The organism is Natrinema halophilum, from assembly GCF_013402815.2.
GTDB classification, from domain to species: Archaea; Halobacteriota; Halobacteria; order Halobacteriales; family Natrialbaceae; genus Natrinema; species Natrinema halophilum.
This window is the reverse complement of record NZ_CP058601.1, coordinates 2,369,861-2,384,717: the sequence shown is the minus strand read 5'-3', so window position 1 is coordinate 2,384,717 and position 14,857 is coordinate 2,369,861. Positions and strand designations below refer to the sequence as shown.

Genomic DNA, 14,857 nt, shown 5'->3' with positions numbered 1-14,857 from the left:
GACGTCGAACAGATCCGTCCGTCACCAGTCGGTAGCATCGACCAGGATCGCGCAGGCGAGGACTACTACGAGCGCCGTCTCGACCTGTCGTCGTGGTCCAGCGTGAACGACGCCACGGAATTCGCCGCGATCATGCTTCGTCGTCCTCGAGCGACAGGACGAGCGACTCGCCGTCTCGTTCGAATTCGGTGCCGAACTGGGCGGATAGCCCCCGCATTCGGTCGCGCGACCACCTGGCTGCCGCCGGGCTCGCCTCGGTGACCGAACAGCCGTCTATCTCGGTTGGGTGGAGTCGGAGTTCAGTTAGCCTCCCGTCCGAGGCCACCGCGAGCACGAACAGGAAACTCCGGTCGTTTCGCAACTCCGGGTCGACCCTGTAATCGTCGACGAAGTCCCCGGCGTCGTAGACGATCGGGCGCCCCTCGTGGACCTCGATCCCGTGAAAGACGTGGGCGCTATGTCCGTGGACGACGTCGACACCATCCTCGATCAGCCACTTGCCGAACTGCCGGAACGCGTCCGGCGGTTCCGTGACCATGTTTGGCCCCCAGTGCAGGGAGGCGATGAGTAGGTCTGGTTTCGCCTGTCGTGCGCGCTCGAGTGCCTCTCGCGCGCAGCGACGTGTTTCCGGCTCGTCGACGTCGATTTCGATCCAGGCCGTCCCCGGTGAGTTCTCAGCAGCAGCGTACTCCGGCGTGTTGTCCGTGAACGAAACCATCGCCACATCGATGCCAGAAGTACCGTTGCCGATCGTCCAGACCGCGGGCTCGAGCGCTTCGTCGATCGTTTGTCCCGCACCGGTGTGAACTATTCCCGCCTCGTCGAGAGCCTCGATCGTATCCTCAAGTGCCACTTCCTCGTAATCGAGGACATGGTTGTTAGCCAGCGCACAGGCATCGACGCTGGCATGCTCGAGCGCGGGGATGGCCCAGTCTGGATCGGCTCGGAAGTGAAACGGCCGATACGTCCGCTGCCACTCCCGGTCTCGTGTCGTGAGACAGCATTCGAGGTTGATCACCAGTCCGTCCAGTTCTCGCAGTCGCTCGCGGACAGTTCCCCAGACGGCATCGATGGACCGACGCTGTTGACGATCGTCGACGAGGCGCCCGAGCATGACGTCGCCCGTGAAACCGATTCGAAGGGGCATACCGATAGTTCGGTCTCCAGGCGCAAAATCCCGGGCGGGTCAGGGCGTGACACTACCGAGTCCGTCTAGTATGCCCGCGCCCAGTCGCGAGCCGTTCGCGGCGACAGCTACAAAGTCGAACCAGCCCTTGGATCACGTATGAACGTACTCGGCATTCGTGACGGTGGTGCGGCTGGCGACACCGTCGAGCGAATCGTCGACCAGACCGTCGATCGACTCTCGGAGCATGGGCGAGTGGGTGTCGTCAGGTACGACGCGACGATCGCAGATGGCACGCAGGTGCGAAAATCGATGGGCGGCGACGTAACCTTCGAACTCGGCGCCGACGGAGATTGGGCCGCCTCGGGAACCAGGATGACCGTCGACGATGCACTCGACCGTCTGGCATCAGATTGCGCGTACGGTATCGTCGTCGGCGTCTCCGGGCTGCGATATCCGTCGGTCGTAGTCGGTCCCGACACTGACTCCGTCACGGAAACGGACTCTGAGGAAAACGTCATCGCAACCGTCGACTCGCCGAGCGAACTCGCGGACGTCGCGCTCGTCCAACGTCTCGAGGCGACCGAGCCATACGAGACTCTCGAGTCGATCGTCGCCCGCGTCAAACGATCGCCAAAGGCCGACCGGGCGGGTGCGATCGCGACGTTCACCGGCCGCGTCCGCGGGAAGGACAGCGAAGACGACGCGCGCACCCACCACCTCGAGTTCGAGAAGTACGAGGGCGTCGCGGACGAACGGATGGCGGCTCTGGAGACGGACCTCGAGGCGCGCGACGGCGTTTTCGAGGTCGAACTCCACCACCGGACGGGCGTCGTGGCGGACGGCGAGGACATCGTCTTCGTCGTCGTCCTCGCGGGCCACCGGGAAGAGGCCTTTCGGACAGTCGAAGACGGAATCAACCGCTTGAAAGACGAGGTTCCTCTCTTCAAGAAGGAAGTGACGGTCGAGGACGAGTTCTGGGTCCACGACCGATCATGACCGTTCCGTTCGTTCATCGATCCGGTTGAAATAGTGAAACAGTCGGAAAGGAGGATTCTATAATTATTGTGAGTGTTTGACCAGAGATAATGAGTTAGGTGGTGTTTTAAAACGTCTCCGGTGGTCTAAGCCGGCAGTTAATACGCATATAAACGGTGGTAAAAACTCTCTTACCCCCCAAATAGCTGAACACAATCGAAATGCCGCTAACCATCCCTCCTTTATAACAAATCTCCGTCGGAAGGGTGAGATGTCGATGAGTACGACAGCCCAACCCTCCACAGAAAGCAAGGAAAGCCGCCTGAAACGCTACCTTCGCGACCGTGCTGAAGATGGCGAACTGTACTTCAAAGGCAAGTTCATCGCAGAAGACGTTGGTATGTCCCCGAAAGAAATCGGCGCGCTGATGGTCAAGCTCTCGGACTCGGTTAGCGACCTCGAGATCGAGAAATGGTCTTACACGAGCGCGACGACGTGGCGCGTCGCACCCGCCTGACTGTCCACACTCTCGACCGATCACGGCCGCCCGCACCCGGTGGCATCCCTCACGCACCCTTCGTACACCCCTCACGCACCCTTCGTACACCCCTCACGCACTTCCGCGCCGATGCGTTACCGACGTATCCGACACGAACCCTGATTGGCGTGCATCCTGCTGACGCCGGTTTCACCCACCTCGGCCCACTGAGTCGGCCGCCAGTGGATTTTCATCCGGTATCCAGCGGTGGCATCGCTGTTAAACCGGTCCAGGGTCCCAGGGCCCAGTTACAATCGGCCGGCCGTGCCGACGGCAGCCATTTTATACTGGCAGATTCTAAATGAACGGTGATGGAAGATGTCGATCGGTCCGGATTCGGTACTGCGGGACCGGACAGTCGCTCCCTCGAGGACGGACCCCCGATCGACCGCATCGAGTCAGTGTTCGCGGTCTACGAAGTTCGGCGTGAGAACGAGAAACTGGTCTACTACGGCGATCCACTGACCCACCCACAGCGGGTGATGAGCGAGCTCTGGTCCGACTTCCGCAACCGCGGGTACGATACGACCCTCGAAACCCGCCACGGCGAGTACGTCCTCGTTGCCGAACCGAGGTCTGTCGGCATCGACGGCGTTCCGTGGACGAACGTATTCTTGCTGTTAGCGACGGTCGCTTCGACGTTGTTCGTCGGTGCGTGGTGGTGGTATCCGTCGGTCGATCCGTTTGCGAACCCGATCGAAATCATATACGCGTGGCCCTTTTCGCTGGCGATCCTCGGTGTTCTCGGCGTTCACGAGATGGGCCACTACGTACTGAGTCGGTACCACCAGGTCGACGCATCGCTGCCATATTTCATTCCGGTTCCGACGCTTATCGGGACGATGGGGGCGGTAATCAGGATGAAAGGCCGGATGCCCGATCGAAAGGCGCTGTTCGATATCGGCGTCGCCGGCCCGCTTGCAGGGCTGGTTGCGACGGTCGTTGTCGCTGTAGTCGGGCTTCACCTCCCGCCCGTGACCTTCGATCCCTCATTACTGCAGCATCCGGATGCAATCCAGATAAAACTGGGATATCCGCCGCTGCTCGAGTTGCTCGCCGCCGGCTTTGATCAGCCGCTGTACAGGGACGACCCGACGACGGGAGTAAACCCGGTCGTCATCGGCGCGTGGGTCGGGATGTTCGTCACCTTCCTCAACTTGATCCCGGTCGGCCAGCTCGATGGGGGGCACATCCTGCGGGCAATGACCGGCGAGTTTCAGGAGACGATCGCGGCGGTGGTCCCGGGCGCGCTGTTTGCACTCGCCGCGTATCTCTACTACGTACAGGACTACGGCCTGAACACGGTCGCCGTCTGGATCATCTGGGGTGTGTTGACGACGCTGGTCGCCTCGGTGGGGCCGGCAACGCCGATCCGAGACGAATCGCTCGGACGCGGCCGGTTCGTCCTCGGCATCGTCACGTTCGGCATCGGCCTGCTCTGTTTCATGCCCGTGCCGGTCGAGGTCGTCGGCTGATCACGACCGACGCGTCCGACCCATCGGTGCTCGTTCTCAGTGGGTATACCCCTGATCCGCCAGCGGCTCGCCGTCCATGGTGATCGACGCATCGGGTTCGAGAACCGATCCGATCACGGACACCGGCACGTCGGCCGCCTCCCGAACTGCCGACAGGGCGGTTTCGGGAAGCGTCGCGACGAGTTCGAAGTCCTCGCCGAAGGTCGTCGCGAGCTCGAGCGCTTCGTCGTCGGTGGCGGCTACCTCGCGAACCGAGTCGTCGATCGGAATCCGATCGGACTCGATCGCGAACCCGCAGTCACTGGCCTCGGCAAGCTGATGGAGCGAGCGGGCGAGCCCGTCGCTCGAGTCCATCATCGCGGTCGCACGCGAGGCGAGTACCTGGCCGGCCGGGATTCGGGGGGCAAACCGAAACAGGTCGTTCGCGCGTTCGACCAGCCGATCGTCTGCCGTGTCGCTTGTAGTCGCCCGTTCGAAATACTCGAGGGCGGCTGCACTTCGCCCGAGCGTGCCGGTGACACAGACGACGTCGCCGGCGGTCGCGCCGCGTCGGCGAACGGGATCGTCGGTCCGGCCGATCGCCGTCGTCGTGACGGTGAACTCCTCGTGCCCGTCGAGGTCGCCGCCGACGTACTCCGTGCCGACGCGTTCACAGACGTCGGCTGCGCCGCGAATGAACTCGAGCAGTTCATCGCGGTCGAACCTGGGTGCAGCGTAGGCAGCAACTGCGGCCGTCGCTTCGGCCCCCATCGCAGCGACGTCCGAAAGCGAGGCGCCGATAGCGCGCCAGCCGGCGGTGTAGCGGGTCGTTCCCGCCGGAAAGTCCGTCCGCTCGTGGAGCATGTCCGTCGTTACGACCAGGCCATCGACCACGGCCGCGTCGTCGCCGACCGCAGCGAGTTCGTCCGACAGGAGCCGCAGGGCGGCGCGTTCGTCCATACCTCCCGTTTCGACTCGAGGGCGAAAAACGGTCCGGGCCGCGCCCGCAACGATACGATGCTCTTAAATGCCGCCACCGGGAACCAAACCCCAATGGCTACGATGTACGACGTTCCGGCGGACGACCTCATCGAGGCGCTCGCCGACGATCTCGCGGATCGACTCGAAGAACCGGAGTGGGGGAAGTTCGCTAAAACCGGCGTCGACCGTGAGCTTCCGCCCGAACAGGACGACTTCTGGGCGACGCGCGCTGCGAGTCTTCTGCGCAAGGTCGCCGACCGCGGCCCCGTTGGTGTCGAACGACTCTCGACGGAGTACGGCGGCGCAAAGGGCGGCTCGAACCGTTACCAGGTCGCGCCGAACCGCCGCACCGACGGCTCGAAAAATCTGATCCGCACCATCCTCCAGCAACTCGAAGAAGAAGACCTCGTCGAGACGGCCGAAGGAGAGGGCCGTCGGATCACCGCCGAGGGCCGAAGCCTGCTCGACGACACTGCGGGGTCCGTCCTCGAAGAACTCGACCGCCCGGAACTCGAACGGTACGCCTGATTCGAACTCGTTTTCGTGCCGGCTTTACCGCTGAGAGCCGTCGCTATCGTTGTCCGTAATCATTTTCCCACCTGCGCGAGAATTAGCTAGCAGAGATACCTATGAGCGGTTCACCAGACGAGGAAAAACTCGAGGAGCTCCGACAGCAGAAGATGGAACAGCTACAGGATCGCGCCGAGTCCCAGCAAGGCGAGGGTGGTCAGGAGGCCGCCCAGCAACAGGCGGAAGCCCAGAAGAACGCGCTCTTGCGCCAGCACCTGACCGACGACGCTCGCAAGCGGCTCAATACCGTCAAGATGAGCAAACCCCAGTTCGGCGAACAGGTCGAGCGACAGGTCGTTAGCCTCGCCCGGAGCGGCCGGATTCAGGGCCAGATCGACGACGAGAAGATGAAACAGCTCCTCAAAGAGCTCAAACCCGATTCGCAAAGCTTCGACATCCAGCGACGCTGATGGAACTCGGACTGCTCTACAGCGGTGGCAAAGACTCGACGCTCGCTGCACTGTTGCTCGAGGAGTTTTACGATGTCACGCTATTGACGGCTCACTTCGGTATTAGCGACGACTGGAAACACGCCCGCGAGACGGCCGACCGAGCCGACTTCGCGTTCGAGCGACTCGAATGTGATCCCGACATCGCCCGCGAAGCGGTCGACAGGATTCGTGAGGACGGTTTCCCTCGAAACGGCATCCAACTGGTCCACAAGCACGCTCTCGAGCAACTCGCGTCTCGAGAGTTCGATGCAATCGCCGACGGCACACGTCGCGACGACCGCGTTCCGACGGTTTCGCGGGCACAGGCCCAGAGCCTCGAGGATCGCCACCACATCGACTACATCGCGCCGCTGTCCGGGTTCGGTCGGTCGGCCGTCGATCGACTCGTCGAGGCGCGTCTGGAAGTGATCGTCGGGCCGAGCGAGGAGATCGATAGGGCCGATTACGAGGCCGAACTTCGAGCGACCATCGCAGAGGAGGACGGACCTCGAGCCGTCGAAGAATACTTTCCGGATCACGACCAGACCTACGTCACGGACGTTCGCTAGCGGCGATTCGGATCGCCGGCTCCATCTCTCAGGTCCCGCGTGTAAATTCGAACCGCGCTCCGCCGTCTTTGCTTTCCCCGACCGCTACTTGCCAGCCGTGGGCATCGGCGATGGCGCGGACGATCGCGAGGCCCAGGCCCGAGCCCTCGTCCGTCGTCGAGTACCCGTGCTCGAGGACCTCGTCGTGTTCGACCTCAGGGATTCCGGGGCCGTCGTCCGCGACGAAGAAGCCGCCGTCGCACGGGCCGACGCGAACATGAACGTCTTCGTCGCCGTGATCGATTGCGTTCCGGTAGAGGTTCTCGAAGAGCTGTTTCGCTCGGACGGGATCGACCTGCAGCGTCCGATTTCCGACCGTTTCGAAGGTCGCCGTCTCCGTGTCGACGCTCGTCCAGGCTTCGCTCGCGAGTTCGACCAGCGCCACGTCGGCGGCATCCTCGACTTGCGTGCCGTTACGAGCGACCGACAGCGTCTCCTCGATGAGTTCGTCCATTCGCGCAAGCGCCGCATCGACCTCCTGCAGGTGTTGTGCTTCCCCGGTGGTAAACGCCGCTCGAAGCCGACCCTGAGCGACGCCGAGTGGATTTCGCAGGTCATGACTGACGACGCTCGCGAACTCTTCGAGCCGGGCGCTCTGCCGTTCGGCTTCCCGGACGGCAGCCCGTTGTTGGATTTCGTAGATGCCGGCGACGGTGCCCGCACCGACACCGACGGTTCCGCCCATCAGAAGCAAATACAGGGGCGCTCTTGCGCCGGTTTCCTCGAGATACAGCACGTATAGGTGAAGCGCCGTCACGACGACGGCTGCCAGGAATCCGCCGAGACCGTAGCCGAAAACGGTGAGCCGATCCCGGAGCGATACGTCGTGAGCGACGAGCCAGCGATCGGCGAGTACAACCGCCGTCGCGGCCAGCAGCGGAAAGATACTTTCGAGCAATACCCGGGTAGTGACGTGCTCGAGCGCGATTCGCGTCCCGATAATCGTGGCGAGAAACAGCCCCAGCGCCGACAGCGGCGAAACCGGCAACTGCTCGCCGAGTTCCGCGATCCAATCGTCTTCGTCGGCCACGCGTTGCACGGTCCCACTCTGGACGTACGCACCTATCAAGCTACGGGACAGTCTCAGCTTCGAAAATGTGCAACTAATGGTAATTTCCCATGAACCGAACGAAAGACTGGGTCGCCACCGCTGGGGATATCGCGGTCGCGACGAACGGAAGGATAGAAGTCCGGCGTCGCCGAACGACCTGTCATGTACGACCGGATCAAGGGCTTTCGTGACTTCTATCCCGGCGAGATGGCCGCCAGGCGGGCCACCATCGACGTCCTGGAGGGGACCGCCCGCGAGTATGGCTTTCGCGAGATCGGAACGCCAGCCCTGGAGCGAGCGGAGATGTGGACCGACAAGAGCGGTGACGAAATCGTCGACGAACTCTACTCGTTCGAGGATCAGGGCGGACGCCACGTGACGCTGACACCCGAGTTGACGCCGACTGTCGCCCGAATGGTCGTCGCGAAACAGCAGGAACTATCGAAGCCGATCAAGTGGTTCTCCACGCGACCGTTCTGGCGCTACGAGCAGGTTCAGCAGGGGAGACAGCGCGAGTTCTACCAGACCAACGTCGACATCTTCGGTTCGTCGGAACCGGAAGCCGACGCCGAGATTCTCGCGTGGGCCGCCGATGCGCTGACCGGTCTCGGCCTCACCGGCGATCACTTCGAGTTCCGGATCTCCCACCGCGACATTCTCGGCGGCGTCCTCGAGAGCTACGACGCTTCGGTCGACACCGAGGTGGCGATCCGCGCAGTCGATAAATCCGACAAAATCTCCGACATCGAATATCACGATCTGCTGATAGATGCGGGACTGACGGCGGATCAGGCCGCGGAGTTCGACGACCTCATCGCGGGCGGCGACCTCGAGGCGGTCGAAGCGTTTGCAGATACCGAGCGCGTGACGGCGGCCGTCGAGAACCTCCAGAACGTGCTTGCCGCCGCCGATGACTTCGGTGCTCGCGAGCACTGTACCGTCTCGCTCGAGACGGCCCGCGGACTGGACTACTACACCGGCGTCGTGTTCGAGTGCTTCGATTCGGCGGGCGACGTCTCGCGTTCGATCTTCGGCGGTGGCCGCTACGACGACCTCATCGAGAGCTTCGGCGGACAGCCGACGCCCGCCGTCGGCGTGGCTCCGGGTCACGCGACGCTTTCCCTCCTGTTACAGCGGGCCGGCGTCTGGCCCGAGGAAGCAGTGACGACCGACTATTACGTCCTGCAGATCGGCGAGACGCGCACCGAAGCGGCCCGGATATCCCGCGACCTCCGCGACCGAGGCCACGTCGTCGAGACCGACGTTGCGGGCCGCTCGTTCGGCGCACAACTCGAGTACGCCGACTCGATCAACGCCGAGACGGTCGTTATCGTCGGCGAACAGGACCTCGCAAACGACGAAGTCACGATCAAGGACATGGAATCGGGCGATCAAGCACAGGTACCGGTCGACGAGTTCCCGGGGGATCTCGAGCGACCGACGTTCGAGGATATCTCCTGATCACCCGGTATCGACGCAGGCTTCGATTCGCTCGAAATGCCATGTAGGTGCAACTGGTGAGGTATTTACGGTGGTGGTCGAGAATGATTTTTCCATGAGACGATCGACACGCTATACCGTCGCGATTCTCGTCGGCGGGGCAATCGTCGCCGGGCTCGCCGGAGCGACCGATACTTCACCGTTTCTCCTCGCGGGGATCGGGCAACTATACACCATTGGGATCGCGGTGTACCTCCGGCCGGAAATCCGTCGGCTGATGAGCACGCCTGGAAGTATCTCGAGTACCGTTTTCACCGGCGTAACGACGTTGTCCGTCATTTCGATCGTGCAGGGGATATCTGACGGCCTTCGCGTCGGCGTGGCGGTCTTCGGGTTCGGGCTGGCGTATTTCGGTTTCGTCTGCGGAGTCTGGTTTCTCGTCGAAATGGGCGGATCCGACCGCATCGATCGGACGATCCTCGAGGACGTCGCCTGAGGGTTCCTCTCGGCGCTATTCCTCCAGCACTATTTCGCTCGTTACCCTATTTAAATACTCCCTGTACGGAGTGACATCTTCAACGATTCCTGTTACTCGGAATTTTGACCGGTATTATCGTCTCAGACGACCAATCTCTATCTGTGAGGTGACGATCAATGTCCACTAATAAAGCCACCATTCAATGGCTCGGAAGGCAGGAAGAGTTCGAGTACGCAGATTCGGTCGCCGGCTACGTGCTGGTCGCGGTACGGCTCCTCGTCGGATACTGGTTTCTCCACTCCGGGTGGGGAAAGTTCGCGTTCGTCTCGGGTGAGTCGTTCAGTACGGCGGGCTACCTGGAAAACGCCCAGTCGCCGATCGCGGGGGCTCTTCGAGTTCGTCGCCGGGACGCCCTGGCTGCTCGAGTTCACCAACGTGATGATCCCTCTCGGTGAGTTCCTCATCGGATTGGGACTCATCCTGGGCGTACTCGTGCGCCTCGCCGCCTTCTTCGGCGGCGTCCTCATGACGTTGTTCTACCTGGGCAACGCAGACTGGGCGCACGGCTACGTCAACGGGGACCTGCTCGGTCTGTTGCTGTTCGTGATCATCGGTGCCTTCGCCGCAGGCCGCATCCTCGGTGTCGATGCCGTCCTCGAGCAGACCGAGTTCGTACAACAGCGGCCGCGGCTGCGCTACCTGTTCGGCTGAGCGAACGGGATGTGCGGCCCCATACCCGCCCTCGGTTCTTCGATACCCGATACGATCCCGTCAATTACGGAGCGATCACTTCCGACCGCGCGGGGTCTTTCGATCGCGTTCGGGCGTTTCATTCGCCGGTTCTGCCCGATTAGCGGCTTGCCGTCGCTCGTCCGCATCACACCGTTCGATCGGCGAGTGACCGGTTTCGACGAAGTGGTCGATCATCGCCCGACTGAGTTCGGCCGGATCGTCACCGTCGACTCGGTGCATCCACTCACAGTCACCGCAGTACGCCCGTGGCACGCCTGGATCGTCGAACGGAAGTCTAATGAACGATGGGGTTCACACCACGGGCTCTTATCACCCATCTCGGGGGACTACCCCTCGTGCAGGTCCCGGTATTAACTGGGCAGTCGACGTACGATGGTCGATGGCCGACGCTGACGCTGGCACCGATACCCGTCCGAACGTTCTGCTCGTCTTAACCGACCAGGAACGATACGACTGCAGTGCTCCCGATGGGCCGCCGGTCGAAACGCCGACGATCGACGATCTCTCCAGTGACGGAATCTGTTTCGAACAGGCATTCACACCGATAAGTATCTGCTCGAGTGCTCGCGCGTCGCTGCTGACCGGACAGTTTCCCCACGGCCACGGGATGTTGAACAACTGCCACGAACCGGATGCACTGCAGCCGAACCTGCCCGCCGATCTGCCGACGTTTTCTGAGCACCTCGTCGCGGCCGGCTACGAGCTGACGTACACGGGGAAGTGGCACGCCGGTCGCGATCAGACCCCCGCCGACTTCGGCTTCTCGTATCTCGGGGGTAGCGACGTCCACCACGACGACATCGACGAAGCGTTCCGCGAGTACCGCGACTACCGAGACGAGCCGGTCGATCAGGTCTCACTGGAGGACGAAATCTACACCGGTGACGATCCGCGAGACGGCAGCGAGGGCACGTTCGTCGCCGCGAAGTCGCCCATCGACGTCGAGGAGACGCGTGCGTACTTCCTGGCAGAACGGACGATCGATTCGATCACGGAACACGCCGACGACGAGGACAGTCCGTTCTTTCATCGAGTGGATTTCTACGGCCCCCATCACCCCTACGTCGTTCCCGAGCCGTACGCCTCGATGTACGATCCAGACGCGATCGAGCCGCCCGAAAGCTACCTCGAGACCTTCGACGGGAAGCCGCGGGTCCACGAGAACTACCTCGCGTACCGAGGTGTCTCAGGCTTCGACTGGGACATCTGGGCAGAAGCGATCGCGAAGTACTGGGGGTTCATCACGATGATCGACCATCAACTCGAGCGCATACTCGACGCCCTCGAGGAGCACGACGTCTCTGAGGAAACGGTCGTCGTCCACGCCTCGGATCACGGCGATTTCGCCGGACACCACCGCCAGTTCAACAAGGGACCGCTGATGTACGACGATACGTACCGTATCCCGCTCCAGATTCGATGGCCGGGGGTAGTCGACGCCGGTTCGCGCTCTTCGGTCCCGGTTCACCTGCACGATCTGGCAGCGACTTTCCTCGAGATCGCCGACGTTGCTGTCCCCGACAGCTTCGATTCGCGCAGTCTCGTTTCGCTCCTGGAAAACGGCGGCGACCTCCCCGCCGACGAGGAGTGGTCCCGGTCGATTTTCGCCCAGTACCACGGCGACGAGTTCGGTCTCTACAGCCAGCGGATGGTCCGGACCGATCGATACAAGTACGTCTACAACGGCCCCGACATCGACGAACTGTACGACCTCGAGGCCGACCCCGCCGAGTTGCACAACCTGATCGACCACCCCGAGTACGCAGACGTCAGAGTAGATATGCGAACGCAACTGGCCGCGTGGATGGACGATACCGACGATCCGAACCGCGTCTGGGTGACGGACGTACTCGAGAACGCATCGTGACCGCTCTCGTTGTCGACCACCTCGCGTATCCGTATGCAGCCACTGAACGGGGGCTACCGAATGGAAGCGTACGTTTACAGTTCCGAAGCCGATAGGGCCGTACATGAACGCCGATACTGACGAACGGGAGGGGACCCGATGACGAGCCACGGTGACGACGCCACGGAGCAACCGGCTGACCTTCGAGACGAAGCCGCCGAATGCGCGGCAATCGCCGACGCGCTCGAGGACCTGCTCGAAGAGTTACGCGAGGAGGAGCTCACCGACTCGCGTCTCGAGGGGCTGTTCGACGAGGCGAGTTCGAGCAATCCGAACATCTGGAACATCGTGTCCGCGTTCATCGACGTGGAAGACGGGGAGGCGGTGGTCACGGACGAGTCGAAACTGGCGCAGGGAAGCTGGGCACCCGAAATCGTCGAGGGCTGTGATACGATGATCACGCTCGACATCGAGTACGGGATGATGCCCGACGAGTTCAGATACACCGCGGGGAAGAAGCTGAACCAGCGAATCGAGGAGTTCCGGACGCAGGCGGCGCAAGCGCGGGAGAAAGCCGACGAACTCGAAGACGGCGCGGACGGGTAGACGGCGCGCCCGAATAGACCGTGTCTGCCAACGGGGTGCGAATCGGCGGAGTAGCCGTGGCTTGTCTCCACCGATGAGAACCGCTTATCCGGCGTCGAATTCGTGACCGGGCCCGTGGTCCGGTAAGAGCACCCAGCCACTCAGTCGGCGATGATCCGCTCGCGTTCGAATCGCTCGTCGACGCCATCCCCGCCGGCATCGTCTTCGCCGTCCGTCCGCCAGCGCCACGAGCCGATCTCGAGCGGGTCGAGCGACACGATCAGATACGAGCGATCCGGCCAGGTCGCCGCCGCGACGTCGGTTTCGCTCGGTCGCGCCGGGCCGCGCGGGTGGGAGTGATAGAAGCCGACGATTTCCTCGCCGCGGTCCTCGAGACGTTTGAAGACCGCGAGCTGTTTCTCGGGATCGATTTCGTACCGCATCCGGGGGGTTTCGGCGACGTTTTCGGCCGGGTACTGTCCCTGTACGCGGCTCCGGCCGTCGGGCCTGTACTCTCCGCCGAGAATCCCGCAGATTTCTTCGGGTCGCCCTTCCCGAGCGCGTTCGAGGATCGCCTCGCGAACGGCGGTTGGCAGGACGATCACGGCTTCGGGTCAAGTTCGGTTCGCGAATCGGTCTCTTCGGTCGCCGAGTCGAGTCCATCGAGGTCGTCGAACGGGATCGCGATTTCATCGAACGAAATCGTCGTTTCGCCGAACGGTTCGGCTGAGCCCTCGAGCGTTTCCTCGGTGTCGAAGCGGTCGGGGCGAACGATCGGGGCGAGCGCCTCGAGCGTCTCGACGAGTCGCGCCCCGGGGCGGTTGAGGAAGTGGTCGCCGTCCATCGCCCAGACGCGGTCTTCTCGAACCGCGGTGAGATCCTCCCATCCGTCTCGTTGGCGGAGGTCCTCGCTGTTTCGGGCGATTTGCTCGAGTCCGAAGCCACAGGGCGCGACGATCAAAACCTCGGGGTCGTACGCGCGGATGTCCTCCCACTCGCGCGGCCGGGAGCGATCGCCGATGTCCGCCAGGCCGTACGCGCCGCCCGCCCAGTCGACGAGTTCGGCCGTCCAGTGGCCCGCGATCATTACGGGATCGGTCCAGTCGAAAATCGCCACGCGCGGCCGGTCCGCGGTCGGCAGGTCAGCGGTGCGATTTCGGATCGCGTCGATTCGGGACTCGAGATCCTGTCGAACCTTGCGGGCACGCTCCGCCCGGTCGATCGCGTCGCCGATCCGCGTGACATCCGCGAGTACGTCGTCGACGGTGTGTGGATCGGTCGGAACGATCTCCGGATCGGCCGAAATCCGGTCGACGGCTGCTTCGACGACTGCGACGTCGACCGCACAGACGTCGCACATCCCCTGGGTGACGATCACGTCCGGATCGAGGGCCTCGAGGGTCTCGACGTCGATATCGTAGACACCGTCGCCGGATTCGGCGGTCTCGAGGACCTCGCGATCGATCTCGGCGCTCGAAGCCGACTCATCCGCGTCGATTCTCGACCGAGTGATCGAAGGGGCTTTCGCCGCGCTCGGCGGGTAGTCGCACTCGTGGGAGACGCCGACCGGCTCGGCCCCGAGCGCGGCGACCGTTTCAGTCGCCGACGGGAGCGTCGTGACGATTCGCATACGAGCCGTTAGAACCGCGAGATGAAAAAGGCCCTCTCCCGGCGATGGCCCCGGGGCCCGCGTTCCGACCCCCATTCCCGCGTCGCACGGGATCACTGCTCGATTCGGAACCCCTATTTCAGCCCGAAGTCTCAGCAACGCGTATGGCCGTTCCCCTTCAGCTGTTCGGTGTAAATCCCCTTGGCGGGCTGGTGCTCTCGCTGATCGTTCCGTTCCTCGTCGTCGCTGGCGGCACGTACGTCGGCGTCCTGATGGCACTGCAGTCGTTCTTCGGTGAGTCGTCGTGGCAGGAGGCCGCCTCGAGCGGCGACGGTGAGGAGTAATCCGCCGGCAACACCGGCGAGTGGCTGCTCGATCCATGCGTCGGCTGCTCGGCTCCGGGGCCGTC

General features: G+C 62.9%; 17 protein-coding genes and 1 pseudogene. 12 read left to right on the top strand and 6 right to left on the bottom strand.

Translation table 11 applies throughout. The annotated features are described in order from the left end of the window. Positions 1-130: 130 nt before the first annotated feature. Positions 131-1,147, bottom strand: a complete 1,017-nt coding sequence (locus tag HYG82_RS32340) for a CapA family protein (RefSeq protein WP_179261166.1) — start codon at positions 1,145-1,147, stop codon at positions 131-133. 138 nt (positions 1,148-1,285) lie between these two features. On the opposite strand from HYG82_RS32340, the gene HYG82_RS32335 reads away from it, so the two are divergent. From HYG82_RS32335 to HYG82_RS32325, 3 genes are all read left to right on the top strand, one after another. Then, on the top strand, positions 1,286-2,125 hold the full coding sequence (locus HYG82_RS32335; RefSeq protein WP_179261165.1) for a molybdopterin synthase: 840 nt from the start codon (positions 1,286-1,288) through the stop codon (positions 2,123-2,125). Between the two features lie 250 nt (positions 2,126-2,375). After that, positions 2,376-2,621 carry a DUF7123 family protein gene (locus HYG82_RS32330; RefSeq protein WP_179261164.1) on the top strand — a complete coding sequence of 82 codons (246 nt, stop codon included), beginning with the start codon at positions 2,376-2,378 and terminating at the stop codon, positions 2,619-2,621. A gap of 332 nt (positions 2,622-2,953) precedes the next feature. Further along, positions 2,954-4,117, top strand: coding sequence for a site-2 protease family protein (locus HYG82_RS32325; protein WP_179261163.1), 1,164 nt, complete (start codon positions 2,954-2,956; stop codon positions 4,115-4,117). Between the two features lie 36 nt (positions 4,118-4,153). Here HYG82_RS32325 and thiL read toward each other — a convergent pair whose 3' ends face one another. Beyond that, on the bottom strand, positions 4,154-5,056 hold the full coding sequence (gene thiL, locus HYG82_RS32320) for a thiamine-phosphate kinase (protein WP_179261162.1): 903 nt from the start codon (positions 5,054-5,056) through the stop codon (positions 4,154-4,156). Positions 5,057-5,149: 93 nt separating this feature from the next. Between thiL and HYG82_RS32315 the strand changes: the two genes are divergently transcribed. The 3 genes from HYG82_RS32315 (at position 5,150) to HYG82_RS32305 (ending at position 6,647) form a co-directional block, all read left to right on the top strand. Beyond that, positions 5,150-5,605: a 30S ribosomal protein S19e gene (locus HYG82_RS32315; protein WP_179261161.1), complete on the top strand. Its 456-nt coding sequence runs from the start codon at positions 5,150-5,152 to the stop codon at positions 5,603-5,605. A 101-nt stretch (positions 5,606-5,706) separates the two neighbouring features. After that, positions 5,707-6,057: a DNA-binding protein gene (locus HYG82_RS32310; protein WP_179261160.1), complete on the top strand. Its 351-nt coding sequence runs from the start codon at positions 5,707-5,709 to the stop codon at positions 6,055-6,057. Further along, positions 6,057-6,647, top strand: coding sequence for a DUF7411 family protein (locus tag HYG82_RS32305; protein WP_179261159.1), 591 nt, complete (start codon positions 6,057-6,059; stop codon positions 6,645-6,647). The genes HYG82_RS32310 and HYG82_RS32305 overlap by 1 nt, the downstream gene beginning before the upstream one ends. A 28-nt stretch (positions 6,648-6,675) precedes the next feature. Here the strand turns inward: HYG82_RS32305 and HYG82_RS32300 are convergent, their stop codons facing one another. After that, positions 6,676-7,725, bottom strand: coding sequence for a sensor histidine kinase (locus tag HYG82_RS32300; protein ID WP_179261158.1), 1,050 nt, complete (start codon positions 7,723-7,725; stop codon positions 6,676-6,678). A gap of 174 nt (positions 7,726-7,899) precedes the next feature. Between HYG82_RS32300 and hisS the strand changes: the two genes are divergently transcribed. From hisS to HYG82_RS44635, 3 genes and pseudogenes are all read left to right on the top strand, one after another. Next, positions 7,900-9,198, top strand: a complete 1,299-nt coding sequence (gene hisS / locus HYG82_RS32295) for a histidine--tRNA ligase (protein ID WP_179261157.1) — start codon at positions 7,900-7,902, stop codon at positions 9,196-9,198. A gap of 94 nt (positions 9,199-9,292) precedes the next feature. Next, on the top strand, positions 9,293-9,673 hold the full coding sequence (locus tag HYG82_RS32290; protein ID WP_179261156.1) for a hypothetical protein: 381 nt from the start codon (positions 9,293-9,295) through the stop codon (positions 9,671-9,673). A 158-nt stretch (positions 9,674-9,831) separates the two neighbouring features. Beyond that, positions 9,832-10,366, top strand: a pseudogene (locus HYG82_RS44635) (DoxX family protein). Between the two features lie 75 nt (positions 10,367-10,441). Here HYG82_RS44635 and HYG82_RS32275 read toward each other — a convergent pair. Next, complete coding sequence (locus HYG82_RS32275) at positions 10,442-10,627, bottom strand: hypothetical protein (RefSeq protein ID WP_179259073.1); 186 nt, start codon at positions 10,625-10,627, stop codon at positions 10,442-10,444. 160 nt (positions 10,628-10,787) lie between these two features. Here HYG82_RS32275 and HYG82_RS32270 point away from each other — a divergent pair, with 160 nt between their 5' ends. Then, positions 10,788-12,275, top strand: a complete 1,488-nt coding sequence (locus HYG82_RS32270; RefSeq protein WP_179261155.1) for a sulfatase family protein — start codon at positions 10,788-10,790, stop codon at positions 12,273-12,275. 138 nt (positions 12,276-12,413) lie between these two features. Then, a complete protein-coding gene (locus tag HYG82_RS32265) occupies positions 12,414-12,860 on the top strand; it encodes a hypothetical protein (RefSeq protein ID WP_179261154.1) in 447 nt (148 codons plus the stop codon). Between the two features lie 140 nt (positions 12,861-13,000). Here the strand turns inward: HYG82_RS32265 and HYG82_RS32260 are convergent, their stop codons facing one another. Then, complete coding sequence (locus HYG82_RS32260) at positions 13,001-13,444, bottom strand: desampylase (protein ID WP_179261153.1); 444 nt, start codon at positions 13,442-13,444, stop codon at positions 13,001-13,003. Next, a complete protein-coding gene (locus HYG82_RS32255; protein WP_179261152.1) occupies positions 13,441-14,469 on the bottom strand; it encodes a cobalamin-binding protein in 1,029 nt (342 codons plus the stop codon). Before HYG82_RS32255 ends, HYG82_RS32260 begins: the two co-directional genes overlap by 4 nt. A 143-nt stretch (positions 14,470-14,612) precedes the next feature. Here HYG82_RS32255 and HYG82_RS32250 point away from each other — a divergent pair, with 143 nt between their 5' ends. After that, positions 14,613-14,792 carry a hypothetical protein gene (locus HYG82_RS32250; RefSeq protein ID WP_179261151.1) on the top strand — a complete coding sequence of 60 codons (180 nt, stop codon included), beginning with the start codon at positions 14,613-14,615 and terminating at the stop codon, positions 14,790-14,792. Positions 14,793-14,857: the final 65 nt, after the last annotated feature.